The sequence below is a fragment of the Micromonospora sp. NPDC050397 genome (assembly GCF_044901685.1).
In the GTDB taxonomy this organism is placed as follows: Bacteria; Actinomycetota; Actinomycetes; order Mycobacteriales; family Micromonosporaceae; genus Micromonospora_G.
In genome coordinates this window covers 1-15,866 of record NZ_JBJDPS010000009.1, presented here as the reverse complement: position 1 = coordinate 15,866, position 15,866 = coordinate 1, and the positions used below count along the sequence as shown (strand labels likewise).

The following is a 15,866-nucleotide window of genomic DNA, read 5'->3' as shown; positions in this document are numbered from 1 at the left end:
GGGATCGACTGCACACCGTCAAGATCTTAAAAGGGGTCCTGTCGGGAGCACTTTGTCACGATCTGCATCGGTAGCTTGGCTTTGATGACCTGTCGTTTCGTGTGTGCATGTCTTCGTCACCGGAGCACCGGGTTGGGTCGACGCTCCTCCTACCGGAGCAGTTCGGCGTCGTGGATGAGCAGTGCGACCTGGACGCGGTTGTTGAGTTCCAGCTTCGCCAACAGCCGGGAGACATGACCCTTGACCGTGGGGACGCTCACGCCCAGCGCGGTGCCGATCTCCGCATTCGACGCGCCGTGGCCGAGCGCGACCGCCACCTCGTGTTCGCGTTCGGTGAGTGTGGCCAGGCGGTCCCGAGCCCGGACCCGCCGTGGGCCGGCCGCCGGGTCGGCGACGTGGTCGATGAGCTGACGGATGACCGTCGGGGAGAGGCTGGCCGCGCCCGCCGCGACGGTGCGGACGGCCTCGATGATGTCCTGCGGCGGGGTGTCCTTGAGGAGGAAGCCGCTGGCTCCGCCGCGCAGCGCCTCCAGGACGTACTCGTCGGCGTTGAAGGTGGTCAGCACGATCACCTGCGGTGGCGACGGCCGGCACCGGATGCGCTGCGTGGCGATCAGGCCGTCGACCTTGGGCATCCGGATGTCCATCAGGATCACGTCCGGCCAGTGGGCGTCCACGAGCAACACCGCCTGGGCGCCGTCCCCGCCCTCCGCGACCACCTCGATGTCCGGCGAGCCGCCCAGCAGGATCCGCAGCCCGGCCCGGACCAGCGGGTCGTCGTCGACGATCGCCAGCCGGATCGGCCGGTCCCGGTTCAGGTCGGCCACGGCAGCCATGCCCGGAGCCGGAAGATGTCCTGGTCGACGCCGTACTCGACCCGGCCGCCCGCCAACTCGACCCGCTCGCCGAGGCCGACGAGCCCCATTCCCGCACCCGGTATCACCGGCTGCCCGGCGGCACCCGTGCACGGGTTGGTGATCCCGATCCGTAGCTGCTCACCGGCGGTGCCGGCGAGCAGTACCTCCACCGGTGCGCCGGGCGCGTGCTTGCGGGCGTTGGTCAGCCCCTCCTGCACGATCCGGTACGCCGTACGTCCGAGGACCGCGGAGGGGCCGGCCGGCGGCACCCGGCAGGTGAAGTCGACCAACATGCCCGTCACGCGAGCGCTCTCGATCAGCTCGGGCAGGTCACCGAGGCCCGGCTGCGGCGGTTCCGGCCGTCCGGCCGCGTTGTCCCGGAGCACACCGACGACGCCGCGCAACTCCTGCAACGCCTCGTGGGCACTGGCCCGGATCGCCCCGGCCGCCAGCGCCACCTCCTCCGGCCTCGCGTCCGTACGCACCTCCAAGGCACCGGCGTGCAGGCTGACCAGCGACATCCGGTGAGCCAGCACGTCGTGCATCTCCCGGGCGATCCGGGCTCGCTCGGTCAGCCTCGCCTGTTCGACGCGCAGGTGCTGCTCCGCCTCGACGCGGTTCGCGTGATCGCGCAACGACCGGGTCAGCCCCCGGTACGCCTGCACGAACAGCCCCCAGCCCGCGGCGGCGGCACTGATCACCACCCGCATCACGACGTCGACCCAGAGCGGGTACGGCGGATCGTCCTGCATCAGGAAGTACCCGACCCCGGTGAGGACGTTGACGGCACAGAGCAGCATCACCACCCGCGCCCGGCAACGGATCGCGACGGTGAAGAGCGCGACCGTGATCGCGCCGGTCGCCATCACGGAGACCGCACCGAACGGCAGGAGCACCACGGCGAGCCCGAGCGGCCAGCGTCGCCGTACGACGAGCGCGAACGCGCAGAGCGTGCCGATCCCGACGTCGACCGGCCAGGGCAGGGCCGCCCCCGGCGCGGTCGCGTCACCGAGAGGCACCATCAGCGCCCCGTAACCGCAGGCCAGCGCGATCGCGATGCCGTCCGCGAGCCGGTCGCGCCACGCCGATCGGCTGCTGCCCGCAGGCCCGGGCACGAGCAGGGCAAAAAGCAGGGCCGACATGTCCGCAGCCTACGAGGTGCGGGTATCGGGCGGGACCTACCAAAGTTGTGGTCGGGCCGGATCCGGTGACCCGTCCCGGTCCCTACCGTCGGCCGTCGCGCGACGGACGCGGGCCCGGCCATTCTCGGCGCCATGAGACACAAGGAACTCTGGCGAATGGTCGCGGTGGTGGTCGCCGCAGCGGCTTGGGGACTCGTGGCGGCCCAGTGGACACCACGCGGACCGTTGACAAACGCGCAGGCGCTCTGGTCGGTGGCGATCAGCGCCGTGGTGGGGCTGGCCGCCGGTTGGTGGAGCCGTTCGCGGTGGGCGATGCTCGCGGCCCCGGCGGCCTTCGTGGTGGCGCTGGAACTGACCAGGATCGGGGTACGCGGACCGTCCGTCGACCTACCGCACCTGAGCCCGTTCGGAATCGTCGCCCTGCTCGCCGGTCGGGGCGTGCACGGTGTGCTGTCGATCCTGCCGCTCGGACTCGGCGCCGCCTGTGGCGCGGGAGTCACCCGTCGGGGTCACCGGGGCAGCCTGATCCGGCGGATCGGTACGGGTGTGCTGACGGCAGCCCTGCTCGCGGCCACGGTGGCGGTGTCCGTCCCGGCCCGGACGGCCCCGACCCCGGGGCCGAACGGCGTCGCCGAACTGACCTCCGTCGGCGTCGGCCCGTACCGGCTCGGCATGATGATCCGTGGCACCGACGTCGAGGCGCCGGTGCTGCTGTTCATTCCCGGCGCGCCGGGCGGCACCGAGATCGGTTCGATGCGTCAGCAGCTCGCCGCCCTGGAGCGGCGGTTCGTGGTGGTCACCCTGGACCGGCGCGGCGGTGGCTCGTCCTACCCCGCGTTGGAACCCACCCGCACGCTCACCCTGGACCGGGAGGTCGCCGACACCCTGGCGGTCACCGACCACCTGCGCGACCGGTTCCACCAGGACAGGATCTACCTGTTGGGCCACTCGGGCGGCTCGATCGTCAGCGTCCTCGCGGTGCAGCGTCATCCGGAGAAGTACCACGCCTACATCGGTACCGGCCAGGCGGTCGCCCTCCGGGCCAGCGACCGGATGTTCTACGACGACATCCTCGTCTGGGCGGGCGAGACGGGCAACGACGGTCTCGCCCGGCAGCTCACCGCCCAGGGCCCACCACCGTACGCCGACGTCTACCTGTACGAGCCGATCATGACGTACGCGCCGCGTGCGTACGACTACGACCACGAGCCGAACGCGAAGGGCGCCACCGGCTTCGGCCTCGACGTGCCCGAGTACACCCTGCTACAGAAGATCCACATGATGAACGGGGTGCTCGACGCCTGGAGCGCCCTGTACCCCCGGATGCAGCACGTCGACCTGCGACGCGACGTACCGCAACTGGAGGTGCCGGTGTACTTCGTACAGGGTGGGCACGAAATGCGCGGCCTGGCGACGGTTTTCGACCAGTGGTACGAGCGGCTGCGGGCGCCACACAAGCAGTTGGACGTCTTCGAGACGGCGGGGCACCGAGCCATGTTCGAACAGCCGGACCGCTTCGTCGCGGTGATGGACCGGGTGCTGGCCGGACGGTGACGCACGACTCCCGTCGACCCGCCGGCTACAACCCCGATTCATCGAGAATGCGGCGCATCTTCGCGAGCGGAAGCCCCGGATTGGCGGCGGCTTCGTCGGCAACCTCGGGATCGGGGTCGGCCAGCAGTCTCTCCAGCAACGCCGTGGTGGCCTTGGCGTGCCGTGCCACGCCACGTCTCAGTAACGGCTCGGGGCTGGCCGAGAGTCGTTCGAGTATGTCCACCGGAAGCTCGGGGGAGTCTCATCCTTGTTGATATGCGATCGCCGTGCAGGCGTACAGCCGTACCGCTGTCGCCGTGCGTCAGCAGAGCTTCGACGACGGGGTCCGCGAGCCGGCCTTTCCGCTGTGACATCCCGTGTCGGCCGGCAACATGTGCCGTCAGACGGATCAAGAGATCCTCCGGCGTGGCCGGATTCCTCCCCAGACCGGAGAGCCGTGGATACCTCAGGTTCGTCACGACGCCACGGTAGTGGAGGTGGAAGATGCCGCCCTGCCGCACTCGTCTCGGCGAGTCAACGTCATCGAGCAGCGGTACGCGGCTGACGAGCCGGTCGGGCACGCCGCGTACCGGCCGGGCGGCGTAGGTACCACTCGGCCACGGCAAGGTTGATCAGCCAGCCGGCGACCACCAGCCCGGCCCGGACGTTCCCGTCGGGCTGTTCGCCGGTCGCGGCGAAGTAGGGTGCGTGGGTGAACGCCTGCGTGCCAGCGCCGAGGGCGATCGCGTAGCCGCGCACCATCCACGCCCGGTGCCGGGCGAAGTCGCGGCGCAGCACGGCGGCGAGTCCGAGCAGGATCGAGGCGGCCATGGCCGAGCCGAAGAGGAGTCGCATGGCGGCGAGCACGTCGTTGTCGTGGGCCGGCAGGTCGTACGCGAATGCCATCCAGACACCGGAGAGCGCGACCGTCAGGCCGCAGGGAACGAGCACCCGGCCGACGAGGCGGTGCCAACGGCGGCGGCGCAGGCTCGGCACGAACTGGAAGGCGCCGAGGATCGTGTAGACCACCGCGCCGACGATGTGTAGCACCACCGGTAGCGGATCGGCGACGAAGCGGGCGTTCGCCGGGGTGACCTCCGGTCCGGTGCCCAACTCGCCCAGCCGTCCCAGGCCGGCGATGATCGGTATCAGGCCCAGCAGGATCAGCGCGGTCGGTAGCCGCCACTCGCGCATCGTCATACCATCGATGGTGGACGCCGTACCCACCTCGGCTCATCGGCTGGATGGGCCGCGATCGGGTGGACCCTTGGTCGTACGTGCTCGTCGTACCTTCGGCGGTCACCGTCGTCGTCTACCGGCCCGATCGGCTCCGCCGTCGGCGCACCCGTCCGCGGCTGGTCTCGTACGCCCACATCGCGACCTTGACCCGGTTAGGTACGCCGGGCTTCGTAGCTTTCTGAGCCAAGCGTTGGTCAGGAGGGCCGCGCGGGTGAGCCCATTCGGGGACGGCTCGACCGACCTGAGCGACTTCGGGCATGGCGGATGCGGCGGAATCCCAACGGACCCGGCTGAGCCGGGACCGTAGCCGCCCTGCATTACGCGGAACCCAGAACCAGTACGCGGGCCCTAAGCTCCACTGCTATGGCCCGCACCACACCTGCACGTCCCTTGGACATCACCGCGCTCTTCCCCGAGCTGCGGGAACATTCCACCACCGCTACCCGCCTGCATCCCCGGCCCGGCGCTCCGACCGTCGCGGACAGCTCGGTCGGCGGACCGCTGCTGTGGCCGGCCGACGAGGTATGGCCGGTCTGCGACGACGCCGGGGCGCACGAGCCGTACAACCTGACCACCCCGGCCGCCGTGCGCCGCAGGCGGGAGATCCTCGCGACCGCGCAAGCCCGGGAGCCGCTGCCGGGCGGGGATTTCCTGACCGCGTCGGAGCGGGCCGAGCTTGATGCGGCCGATGCTCTGGACCCGGACGACCTGAACGAGGATCCGATCCCGCTGGTCCCGGTCGCGCAGCTCCATCGGCGAGATATCCCGGACTACGCCGGTCCGGACGGCACCGACCTGCTCCAGGTGCTGTGGTGCCCGGTGGACCACTCGGACCGGCACTACAGCCCTCGCGTCTTCCTCTACTGGCGCGACAGTTCCGCTGTCGGCCCGCTGCTCGAAGCGCCTCCCGAGCCGCCGGTGATCAGCGACATGTACCTGCCGGTTCCATGCGTGGTGCATCCCGAGCAGGTTCGCGAGTACCAATACGCCGATCTGCTCCCCGATGACCTGCGCGAGCGGCTCGACGAATGGGATGACGACGAAGACGATAGCCGTCCCGGCTACCAGACCGACTTGTCGCTGGCGCCGGGATGGAAGGTCGGCGGGTACGCGAACTGGTCGCTGACCGATCCGTACCCGATGGATTGTGCTGCCTGCGGCACCGCGATGACCCTGATTTTCACCGTGGACTCGGGCGACTGGAACGGCGTGCACTGCAGTTGGCGCCCGTCCGAGGAGAACCCCACCGCGTCCCCGGACACCGTCGGCGTGCAGATCGGGCGTGGCTACTCGCTGTACACCTTTCGCTGCCCCGAATCATTCGACCACCCCCCGGCCACCGCCATGCAGTGACGTGGCCTCCCTCCACGGCTTGCCGGACTCCGAGCGCACTCATCTCGGCATGAGCGGGCGTTTCACCGTCGGAGGTACTACCGCTGACGGTCACCGAAGGTGACGGATGCCTCGGAGTCGGCGCATGATCGGCGGCAGATGGTTGTGTCGGCGGCGACACGGCGATGAGTCCGGTAACGGCGAGCGGGGCGCCGGCCGACACCGTACGAGGATTGGTGGACTGGTCACGGCCTTTGGTCAGGCAGGTGGGTCGTCCCGGTAGAGATCTGATCTCACATCTCGCCCGCCCCAGCGAGTGGCCGCGAGTTCCGGCCTCTGCCGGACGGGTTTGGGCACCCAGCGGTGTCGTCTGGTGTCGGGCGCTTCATTGTTCCAGTCGGCGATCGCCGCGAACGGGTCTGGGATGATCCCCGCTGTGTCGTCGCAGGTCCTTCGGACGACCATGGATGGATAAAAGCGCGTTTCCTGGGCCACATCGCAGTCGTCGGTCCGCGAAGCGACCAAGGCCCCGCACTTCTCGCAGGATACGCAAGGGTTCCACCCCACGAGAGACCAGCAGCCGACCTGGACGAGAGCGTGGACGAATCGTGTACCGCGAACGTCGCCGGGCGAAAGCACGAACGTGTTTACGATCTGATCACGGCCGTAGACGGCCGCGTCGATCGCATAGTTGCCGGGTTGGAGCCGTGGAGGGTTCACGTGGTGGTGGTCCAGCAGCGACCAGTGCGGTCCGGCGGGCAGCTCGACCAGCCGCACCGGAACGCTCAACTCGTTCCCGCACGTCGCGCACTGAAAGCTCTCCACTTCGGGAGTGTGTCACTTCAAGCCGAGCGTACGCATCCGCACCGGCACGACCTCCGACAGCTACCGGAGGTGACGAATGCTCCGGCACCAGCGCGCACGGTCGGCGGCGAATCAGTGCGCCAAGGTTTCAGTCGTGGGCCACTGCGTAGCCGAGGATTACGGCGGCGGACACGACGATGTGGCCTGGGGCGAGGTCCTGGGCTGTGGTGGCGGCGGCCTCGGCGTGGCTGCGGTAGCGGGCGGTGCCGGGCTGCTCGGGGTCGACGTCCTCCACATGGAGGACTGCGCCGACGCGGACGCCGGCCGCCTCAGCGTACAGCTCGGCCTTCGCGCGGGCCGCGACGACTGCCTTGCGCCGGGCTTCCGCCCGCAGTTCCCGCTTGGCGACGACATCGAAGTCGACGCCCTCGATCTCGTTCGCGCCGGCCGCGACGACATCGACAAGTAGCGGCTCAACGTCATCCAGCGCGCGAGACTCGACCGCGAAGGCAGCCTGGCACTGGTAGCCCACGAACTTACGTGCGCCGTCGACGTACCCGGTAGCGGTCCTCAGGTCCAGCCGCGAGCCCTCGACCGCCGCGTCGCTGATCCCGTGCGCGCGTAGCGCCCCGCGTACGGCCCGGACGGCGGCGCGGGCCGCTTCGAACGCGGCGTTCGGGGTTTGCTCCACCCGCACGACCTTGAACCTCACCCGTACGAGATCCGGGACGGCCTTCACACTCGCCGCGCCGAACGCGGTGATCCCCCATGGACGCTCCACCATCTGCATGACCGCCGATCCAACCAGATGGTCCGCGCCGCACCGGCGGTAGGGCGAACAGCCCGTGGGCCAGCCAAACTCGACCGACAGCCGTCCCGGCAGGCTGGATGGCACGCTTTACTGGCGAAGCCGCTGCGGCGCTGCCACAGACCCGCCAAGACCCCAGTGAACCCGCTGGCCAACCCGCTGGCACCACCGCGAACAGCGAGCAGCCGGCCTTCCGTGGCGGGACTATAGGACCTTCGACCGGCCGTATTTTTCCTGGTCAGAAGACACTCCTCCGTTTCCGGTCCACTCCTTGGGCAGCCTTTAGTGAAGGGTTGAGGGTAGAGACTAAATTTAACTTCATGTTTGCTTGCGACCGCACGTGCCGCTGTACAGTTCGCGCAAGCATGAGCACCTTGCACAAGTATCAGAAAGCATCAGACATGACGAACCCGTTCGAGGACCCGCAAGCCACCTACCTGGTGCTGGTCAATGCGGAGAAGCAGCACTCGCTGTGGCCGACCTTTGTCGATGTCCCCGACGGCTGGGAGATCGCATTCGGCGAGGCTTCGCGACAGGACTGCCTGGACTACGTCGAGCGGACCTGGACCGACATGCGGCCCCAGAGTCTGATCGACGCCATGGGCGGCAAGTGAGCGCGGTGGCTCCGCGCGAACCGTTGACCGCGCCATCCCCCGGGCTTCGAGGCGACTTCCGGTCCGCCGCCCGGGATGAACCCGGACCACAAGTGACCTGACCGGCGCCGCGCTGTTCATTCCGACCGAATTCATGGCAGCGGAAAAACTCGTTCTTTTCCCTGAAATTCATAGGGCTTCACTGGTCGCCACCCGAGTGGGTCCAGCATGACATCGCGCTCGCGGCCGGACTCCGGAGGGCCTGAACAAAATGGGCCCGGCCGTTTCTGTCGCTGACGGATGCCGAGTCCGCCGAATTCCCGCTGGAACATCGAATACACGGGGTACTCACAATGCCGAACAATGCCAAGAAGGCCCTGACCGCAGCCCAGGAAGGCATCTGGTACGCCCAGGCATTGGATCCGGAGAGCCCGGCCCAGAACATGGTGGAGTACCTGGACATCGCCGGCCCTCTGCGGCTCGATTTGCTGGAGAAGGCGTTCGGCCAGACGCTGGCCGAGGCCGAGCTGTCGCATCGGCGGTTCGGGCAGAGCGACGAGGGACCGTGGCAGGTGGTCGGACCCCTGCTCGACTACCGGTTACCCCTGATCGACCTGCGGGAGGAGTTTGAGCCGGCGGCGGCCGCCGAGGCCTGGATGCGAGCCGACGCCGCCCGCCCCGCCGATCTCGAGCACGGCCGGATCATCACCTTCGCCGCGCTCCTGGTCGGCGAGGACAGGACCGTGGTGTATCTGCGGGCCCACCACATCGCGGTGGACGCCGTCGGGTACGCGGTGTGGCTGAACCGGGTCACGGAGATCTACACCGCGCTCGAAGAGGGGCGGGACTGCCCGTTCACGCCGTTCGCGACCCTCGACGAGATCCTGGCCGACGACGAGTCGTACCGCGACAGCGAACAGTTCGCCAAAGACCGCGCGTACTGGGCCGAGCGGCTGGCCGACGCACCCGAGGTCGTGACCCTGGCCTCGCGGACGGCGTCGGCGTCCCACCGATCTCATCGCCGGACCGCCCTGGTCTCGGCCGAAGTCACGCAGTCGCTGCGGCAGGTGGCCCGCACGTCCGGCGTCGCCCTGCCCGCCCTGCTGATCGGGGCCACCGGGCTGTACGTGCATCGGGTGGCGCAGGCGCAGGACGTCACGCTGGGCCTGACCGTCACGGCGCGCAAGGGGTCGCGGGTGCGCGGGTCGGTGGCGAGCCTGGCCCAGGCGCTGCCCCTGCGTCTGCGCATCGCGGCAGGCATGAGCGTACGTGACCTGGCTCGCGAAGCCTCCGCAGGGAGCCGGGGAGTGCTCCAGCACCAGCGTTACCGATACGCGGACCTGTTCCGCGACCAGAAACTCGCCGGCACGGACAGCCGCATGTTCGGCCCCGAGATCAACTTTGTTCCCGACGACCGGACACTGCCCCGGTTCGGCCGCTGTGAGACCACCGCGCGCACGTACCTCGCCAACGGTGCGGTGGGCGACCTGACGATCCTCGTCTACGAGCGGGACGCGGGCCTACGGGTCGACTTCCTGGCCAACCCCGCGCTCTACACCGAGGAAGAGAACGCCACCCACCAGGCGCGGTTCCTTCATCTGCTCACGGCCCTGGCCCAACTGGGGCCCGACGCGCCGATCGCCCGGCTGGGCCTGGCCACCCCGGTCGAACACCACCGCACCCTGGTGGAATGGAACAACACCACCCGAGGCGTCTCCCCGGCAACTCTGCCCGAGCTGATCGAGGCGCAGGTCGCGCGTACGCCGGACGCGACCGCGGTGGTGTTCGAGAACACCCGGCTGACGTATGCGGAGCTCGATGCCCGGGCGAACCAGCTGGCGCGGCTGCTGGTCACCCGGGGTGCGGAACCGGAGGCCCGGGTCGCCGTGCTGATGGATCGCTCGGTCGACCTGGTCGTCGCCCTGCTGGCGGTGCTGAAGGCGGGGGCGGCGTACGTACCGGTCGATCCCGGTCATCCGGTCGATCGCATCGCGTACGTCTTGGCTGATGCGCGGCCTGCGTTGGTGGTGACCACTGGTTCGGTGGGGGTGGTGCTGCCCGAAGGTATGCCGTGGTTGGTGGTGGACGCCGTGGAGATGTCGCGGTTCGAGGGTGGGGAGTTGCCGGCGGTGGCGCTGCGGCCTGCCCATCCCGCGTATGTGATTTACACGTCGGGTTCCACTGGTCGGCCGAAGGGCATCGTGGTCTCTCACCAGGCGCTCGGGAATTTTGTCGCCGCGATGCGGGAGCATTTGCTGTTGGATGGCGAGGATGCCCTCGTGGCCGTGACCACGGTCGCGTTCGATATTCACATATTGGAGCTGTTCGTACCGTTGGTGTCGGGTGCCCGTGTGGTGCTTGCCGACCGCGACACCGCTCGTGATCCACACGCCCTGGCCAGGTTGATCCATCGGTCGGAAGCCACTGTATTGCAGGCGACACCTGCGGTGTGGCAGTCGCTCAGCGAGGATGCCCCGAATGCCCTCGGTGGGCTCCGGGTTCTTGTCGGTGGTGAGGCACTGCCCCCGGCTCTCGCTCAGCAATTGACAGCAGCAGCAGGGTCGGTCACCAACCTGTACGGCCCTACGGAAACCACTGTCTGGTCAACGTTCGCGGCCTTGCGGCCTGGAGGCGTCCGCATCGGACGGCCCATCCTCAACACCCGGGTGTTCGTGCTGGACGCCGCTCTGCGGCCGGTGCCGGTCGGTGTTCCGGGGGAGTTGTACATTTCCGGGGCTGGTCTGGCCCGGGGCTACCTTGATCGGCCTGGGTTGACCGCGGAGCGGTTTGTCGCCAACCCGTACGGCGGGCCGGGCGAGCGGATGTATCGCACCGGTGACCTGGCCCGGTGGAACGCCGACGGGCAGTTGGAATACCTGGGCCGGACCGATTACCAGGTCAAGATTCGTGGCTTTCGGATCGAGTTGGGCGAGATCGAGGCGGCCCTGGCCTCCCACCCGGCTGTCTCTCAAGCCGCCGTCATCGTCCGCGAGGACCAGCCCGGCGACAAACGCCTGGTCGGCTACATCGTCCTTCGGAGCGACCTCGTTGGCACCGACATCCGCGCCCACGTCGCCGCTCTGCTGCCGGACTACATGGTCCCGGCGGCGATCGTCGAACTGGACGCACTCCCGCTGAGCGTGAACCGCAAACTCGACCGGAGAGCCCTCCCCGCCCCCGACTACAGCGCCGGCACCACCAGCCGGGGTCCGGCGAACGCCCAGGAGGAAATCCTGTGCGCCCTGGCCGCCGAGGTGCTCGGCCTGTCGTCGGTCGGGGTCGACGACAATTTCTTCGAACTCGGCGGCCACTCCCTGCTCGCGACCCGTCTGGTCAGCCGCATCCGCTCGGTGTTCGGCGTCGACATGCCGATCCGCACCCTGTTCAACACCCCCACCGTCGCCGGGCTCGCCGGCCGCCTCACCACCACCGGTACGTCCCGGCCCCCGCTGGCGCCGGTTCAGCGACCGGACCTGCTGCCGCTGTCCTTTGCCCAGCAGCGCCTGTGGTTCCTCGGCGAGTTGGAGGGCCCGTCGGCGACCTACAACATCCCGATGGCCGTGCGCCTGACCGGCCCACTCGACACCGACGCCCTGCACGGTGCACTCCGCGACGTGCTGCACCGGCACGAAGTCCTGCGCACCGTTCTCAGCACCGTCGACGGCCAGCCCCACCAGCAGATCACGGACCCGACCGACGATCTGCTCACGATCATCGACGCCGAACAGTTACCCCCGACCGAGCTGACCCGACTGATCACCGAGACGGCTCAGCACCGGTTTGATCTGGCGGGCGAGATCCCGTTACGGGCACATCTGTTCCGGACCGGCCCGGACGAGCACGTGCTGGTCGTGGTGATGCATCACATCGCCGGTGACGGCTGGTCGCTGGGCCCACTGGCGCACGACGTGTCGACCGCGTACAGCGCCCGCGCCGCCGGTGACGCTCCCGTGTGGGCGCCGTTGTCCGTGCAGTACGCCGACTACACGCTGTGGCAACGTGATCTCCTCGGCGACGGGAGCGACCCCAGCAGTCTTCTGGTCGAGCAGCTCACCTATTGGCGCCATGCTCTGGACGGGATCCCTGAGGAACTGGCGCTGCCGGTTGACCGGCCGCGTCCGCTGGTGGCCTCGCACCGGGGCGGCACGGTCGATCTGGACATTGATGTCGAGGTTCATCGGGCGGTCGTGGATCTGGCTCGGGCGCGGGGCGTGACCGTGTTCATGGTCATGCAGGCCGCACTGTCGGTCCTGCTGCACCGTCTCGGCGCCGGGGACGACATCCCGATCGGCAGTCCCGTCGCCGGGCGTACCGACGAAGCACTCGACGATCTCGTCGGGTTCTTCGTCAACACCCTCGTCCTACGCTCCGACCTCTCCGGTCGGCCCACGTTCCTCGACCTGCTGAGCCAGGGGCGCGAGACAGCCCTCAGCGCGTACGCGCACCAGGACGTTCCGTTCGAACGACTGGTGGAAGAGCTTTCGCCGACCCGGTCGATGGCCCGTCACCCGTTGTTCCAGGTGATGCTGACCCTGCAGAACAACACGCGGGCCGAGTTGGACCTGCCCGGTCTGACCGTCGCCACCCTGCCCACCGGCGGGACGCCCGCCAAGTTCGACCTCGACCTGCAGCTCAACGAGCATGTCGAAGAGGGAGGCAAGCCCGCCGGCCTGCACGGTGTGATCGTCTATGCGGCCGATCTGTTCGACCACCACACCGTCGCGGGTATCGGTGAACGTTTCGTCCAGGTCCTGCGAACGGTCACCGCGCATCCGTCCGTGCTGGTGAATCGGATCGATGTCCTCAGCCCGGTCGAACGCCACCGCATCCTGGTCGAATGGAACGACACCACCCGACCGGTACCGCGAACCACGGTCCCGGAGCTGATCGAGCAGCAGGTCACCCGCACTCCCTCGGCACCCGCCCTGGTCTTCGACGGCGTCACCGTGTCGTACGCCGAGCTCAACACCCGGGCCAACCGACTCGCCCGGCTGCTGATCGAGCACGGGGCACAACCCGAACGCCTGGTCGCTCTCGCCCTTCCCCGCTCAGTTGATCTCGTCGTCGCTATCCTCGCCACGCTCAAGACCGGAGCCGCCTACCTGCCGGTCGATCCCGGTCATCCGGTCGATCGCATCGCGTACGTCTTGGCTGATGCGCGGCCTGCGTTGGTGGTGACCACTGGTTCGGTGGGGGTGGTGCTGCCCGAAGGTATGCCGTGGTTGGTGGTGGACGCCGTGGAGATGTCGCGGTTCGAGGGTGGGGAGTTGCCGGCGGTGGCGCTGCGGCCTGCCCATCCCGCGTATGTGATTTACACGTCGGGTTCCACTGGTCGGCCGAAGGGCATCGTGGTTTCCCACCGGGCGCTCGGGAATTTTGTCGGTGCCATGTGTGAGTATCTGATGCTGGATGGCGAGGATGCCCTCGTGGCCGTGACCACGGTCGCGTTCGATATTCACATATTGGAGCTGTTCGTACCGTTGGTGTCGGGTGCCCGTGTGGTGCTTGCCGACCGCGACACCGCTCGTGATCCACACGCCCTGGCCAGGTTGATCCATCGGTCGGAAGCCACTGTTCTGCAGGCGACACCTGCGGTGTGGCAGTCGCTCAGCGAGGATGCCCCGAATGCCCTCGGTGGCCTTCGGGTTCTTGTCGGTGGTGAGGCACTGCCCCCGGCTCTCGCTCAGCAATTGACAGCAGCAGCAGGGTCGGTCACCAACCTGTACGGCCCTACGGAAACCACTGTCTGGTCAACGTTCGCGGCCTTGCGGCCTGGAGGCGTCCGCATCGGACGGCCCATCCTCAACACCCGGGTGTTCGTGCTGGACGCCGCTCTGCGGCCGGTGCCGGTCGGTGTTCCGGGGGAGTTGTACATTTCCGGGGCTGGTCTGGCCCGGGGCTACCTTGATCGGCCTGGGTTGACCGCGGAGCGGTTTGTCGCCAACCCTCATGGTCGGCTTGGTGAGCGGATGTATCGCACCGGTGACCTGGCCCGGTGGAACGCCGACGGGCAGTTGGAATATCTGGGCCGGACCGACCACCAGGTCAAGATTCGTGGCTTCCGGATCGAGTTGGGCGAGATCGAGGCGGCGCTGGTTTCCCACCCGGTGGTGGCTCAGGCGGCGGTGGTGGTGCGTGAGGCTCAGCCCGGCGACAAACGCCTGGTCGGCTACGTCGTGCCCGGGTCCGGCGGCGTTGATCTGCGTGCCCACGTCGCCGCTTTGCTGCCGGACTACATGGTCCCGGCGGCGATCGTCGAACTGGACGCACTCCCGCTGAGCGTGAACCGCAAACTTGACCGGAGAGCCCTCCCCGCCCCCGACTACAGCGCCGGCACCACCAGCCGCGCTCCGGTCGGCGTGCAAGAGGAAATCCTTTGCGCGGTCTTCGCCGAGATCCTCAACACTTCCCAGGTCGGGGTCGACGACAACTTCTTCGAACTCGGCGGCCACTCCCTGCTCGCGACCCGTCTGGTCAGCCGCATCCGCTCGGTGTTCGGCGTCGACATGCCCATCCGGGCACTGTTCGAGACCCCGACCCCGGCAGCCCTCGTCGGTTGGCTGACCACTCCCAGCGCCTCGCGCCCCCCGCTGACGGCGGCCCAGCGGCCCGAGCTGGTGCCGTTGTCGTTCGCCCAGCAGCGGCTGTGGTTCCTCAGCGAGTTGGAGGGCCCGTCGGCGACCTACAACATCCCGATGGCCGTGCGCCTGACCGGCCCACTCGACACCGACGCCCTGCACGGTGCACTCCGCGACGTGCTGCACCGGCACGAAGTCCTGCGCACCGTTCTCAGCACCGTCGACGGCCAGCCCCACCAGCAGATCACGGACCCGACCGACGATCTGCTCACGATCATCGACGCCGAACAGTTACCCCCGACCGAGCTGACCCGACTGATCACCGAGACGGCTCAGCACCGGTTTGATCTGGCGGGCGAGATCCCGTTACGGGCACATCTGTTCCGGACCGGCCCGGACGAGCACGTGCTGGTCGTGGTGATGCATCACATCGCCGGTGACGGCTGGTCGCTGGGCCCACTGGCGCACGACGTGTCGACCGCGTACGGGGCCCGCGCCGCCGGTGACGCTCCCGTGTGGGCGCCGTTGTCCGTGCAGTACGCCGACTACACGCTGTGGCAGGCGGAGTTGCTGGGCGACGCGTCCGACTCCGCCAGCCTGCTGTCGGAGCAGCTCACCTATTGGCGCGACGCTCTGGACGGGATCCCCGAGGAACTGGTCCTGCCGGTTGACCGGCCGCGTCCGCTGGTGGCCTCGCACCGGGGCGGCACCGTCGATCTGCACATCGATGTCGAGGTTCATCGGGCGGTCGTGGATCTGGCTCGGGCGCGGGGCGTGACCGTGTTCATGGTCATGCAGGCCGCACTGTCGGTCCTGCTGCACCGTCTCGGCGCCGGGGACGACATCCCGATCGGCAGTCCCGTCGCCGGGCGTACCGACGAAGCGCTCGACGATCTCGTCGGGTTCTTCGTCAACACCCTCGTCGTGCGTTCGGACCTGTCGGGGAGCCCGGACTTCACGCAGCTCCTCGAGCGGACTCG

At 68.6% G+C, this 15,866-nt stretch carries 10 protein-coding genes; 4 read left to right on the top strand and 6 right to left on the bottom strand.

Translation table 11 applies throughout. The features are described from left to right. Positions 1–149: 149 nt before the first annotated feature. Entirely contained in the window at positions 150–836 is a 687-nt protein-coding gene (locus ACI2K4_RS25605; protein WP_404514808.1) for a response regulator, read from the bottom strand. Next, a complete protein-coding gene (locus tag ACI2K4_RS25600) occupies positions 815–1,999 on the bottom strand; it encodes a sensor histidine kinase (RefSeq protein ID WP_404514806.1) in 1,185 nt (394 codons plus the stop codon). The genes ACI2K4_RS25605 and ACI2K4_RS25600 overlap by 22 nt, the downstream gene beginning before the upstream one ends. A 132-nt stretch (positions 2,000–2,131) precedes the next feature. Here ACI2K4_RS25600 and ACI2K4_RS25595 point away from each other — a divergent pair, with 132 nt between their 5' ends. Further along, complete coding sequence (locus ACI2K4_RS25595) at positions 2,132–3,553, top strand: alpha/beta fold hydrolase (protein ID WP_404514804.1); 1,422 nt, start codon at positions 2,132–2,134, stop codon at positions 3,551–3,553. Positions 3,554–3,578: 25 nt separating this feature from the next. Here ACI2K4_RS25595 and ACI2K4_RS25590 read toward each other — a convergent pair whose 3' ends face one another. After that, positions 3,579–3,722 (bottom strand): hypothetical protein, encoded by a 144-nt coding sequence (locus ACI2K4_RS25590; protein ID WP_404514802.1) that lies wholly within the window; start codon positions 3,720–3,722, stop codon positions 3,579–3,581. 350 nt (positions 3,723–4,072) lie between these two features. Then, positions 4,073–4,732, bottom strand: coding sequence for a DUF2306 domain-containing protein (locus ACI2K4_RS25585; protein ID WP_404514800.1), 660 nt, complete (start codon positions 4,730–4,732; stop codon positions 4,073–4,075). A gap of 402 nt (positions 4,733–5,134) precedes the next feature. Between ACI2K4_RS25585 and ACI2K4_RS25580 the strand changes: the two genes are divergently transcribed. Continuing rightward, positions 5,135–6,124 carry a hypothetical protein gene (locus ACI2K4_RS25580; RefSeq protein WP_404514798.1) on the top strand — a complete coding sequence of 330 codons (990 nt, stop codon included), beginning with the start codon at positions 5,135–5,137 and terminating at the stop codon, positions 6,122–6,124. Between the two features lie 237 nt (positions 6,125–6,361). On the opposite strand, the gene ACI2K4_RS25575 is transcribed toward ACI2K4_RS25580, so the two are convergent. Continuing rightward, positions 6,362–6,928, bottom strand: coding sequence for a hypothetical protein (locus ACI2K4_RS25575; RefSeq protein ID WP_404514797.1), 567 nt, complete (start codon positions 6,926–6,928; stop codon positions 6,362–6,364). A 127-nt stretch (positions 6,929–7,055) separates the two neighbouring features. Then, positions 7,056–7,697 carry an SIMPL domain-containing protein gene (locus ACI2K4_RS25570; protein ID WP_404514795.1) on the bottom strand — a complete coding sequence of 214 codons (642 nt, stop codon included), beginning with the start codon at positions 7,695–7,697 and terminating at the stop codon, positions 7,056–7,058. A 419-nt stretch (positions 7,698–8,116) separates the two neighbouring features. Between ACI2K4_RS25570 and ACI2K4_RS25565 the strand changes: the two genes are divergently transcribed. Beyond that, positions 8,117–8,329: an MbtH family protein gene (locus ACI2K4_RS25565; protein ID WP_404514793.1), complete on the top strand. Its 213-nt coding sequence runs from the start codon at positions 8,117–8,119 to the stop codon at positions 8,327–8,329. A gap of 332 nt (positions 8,330–8,661) precedes the next feature. Continuing rightward, positions 8,662–15,866 (top strand): amino acid adenylation domain-containing protein (locus ACI2K4_RS25560; protein ID WP_404514792.1); only part of this gene is annotated, 7,205 nt, incomplete at its 3' end.

Excerpts from the sequence above, each read along its gene's own strand:
- ACI2K4_RS25605 (WP_404514808.1), bottom strand. The coding sequence starts at position 836 with ATGGCTGCCGTGGCCGACCTGAACCGGGACCGGCCGATCCGGCTGGCG.
- ACI2K4_RS25600 (WP_404514806.1), bottom strand. The coding sequence starts at position 1,999 with ATGTCGGCCCTGCTTTTTGCCCTGCTCGTGCCCGGGCCTGCGGGCAGC.
- ACI2K4_RS25595 (WP_404514804.1), top strand. The coding sequence starts at position 2,132 with ATGAGACACAAGGAACTCTGGCGAATGGTCGCGGTGGTGGTCGCCGCA.
- ACI2K4_RS25585 (WP_404514800.1), bottom strand. The coding sequence starts at position 4,732 with ATGACGATGCGCGAGTGGCGGCTACCGACCGCGCTGATCCTGCTGGGC.
- ACI2K4_RS25580 (WP_404514798.1), top strand. The coding sequence starts at position 5,135 with ATGGCCCGCACCACACCTGCACGTCCCTTGGACATCACCGCGCTCTTC.
- ACI2K4_RS25570 (WP_404514795.1), bottom strand. The coding sequence starts at position 7,697 with ATGCAGATGGTGGAGCGTCCATGGGGGATCACCGCGTTCGGCGCGGCG.
- ACI2K4_RS25565 (WP_404514793.1), top strand. The coding sequence starts at position 8,117 with ATGACGAACCCGTTCGAGGACCCGCAAGCCACCTACCTGGTGCTGGTC.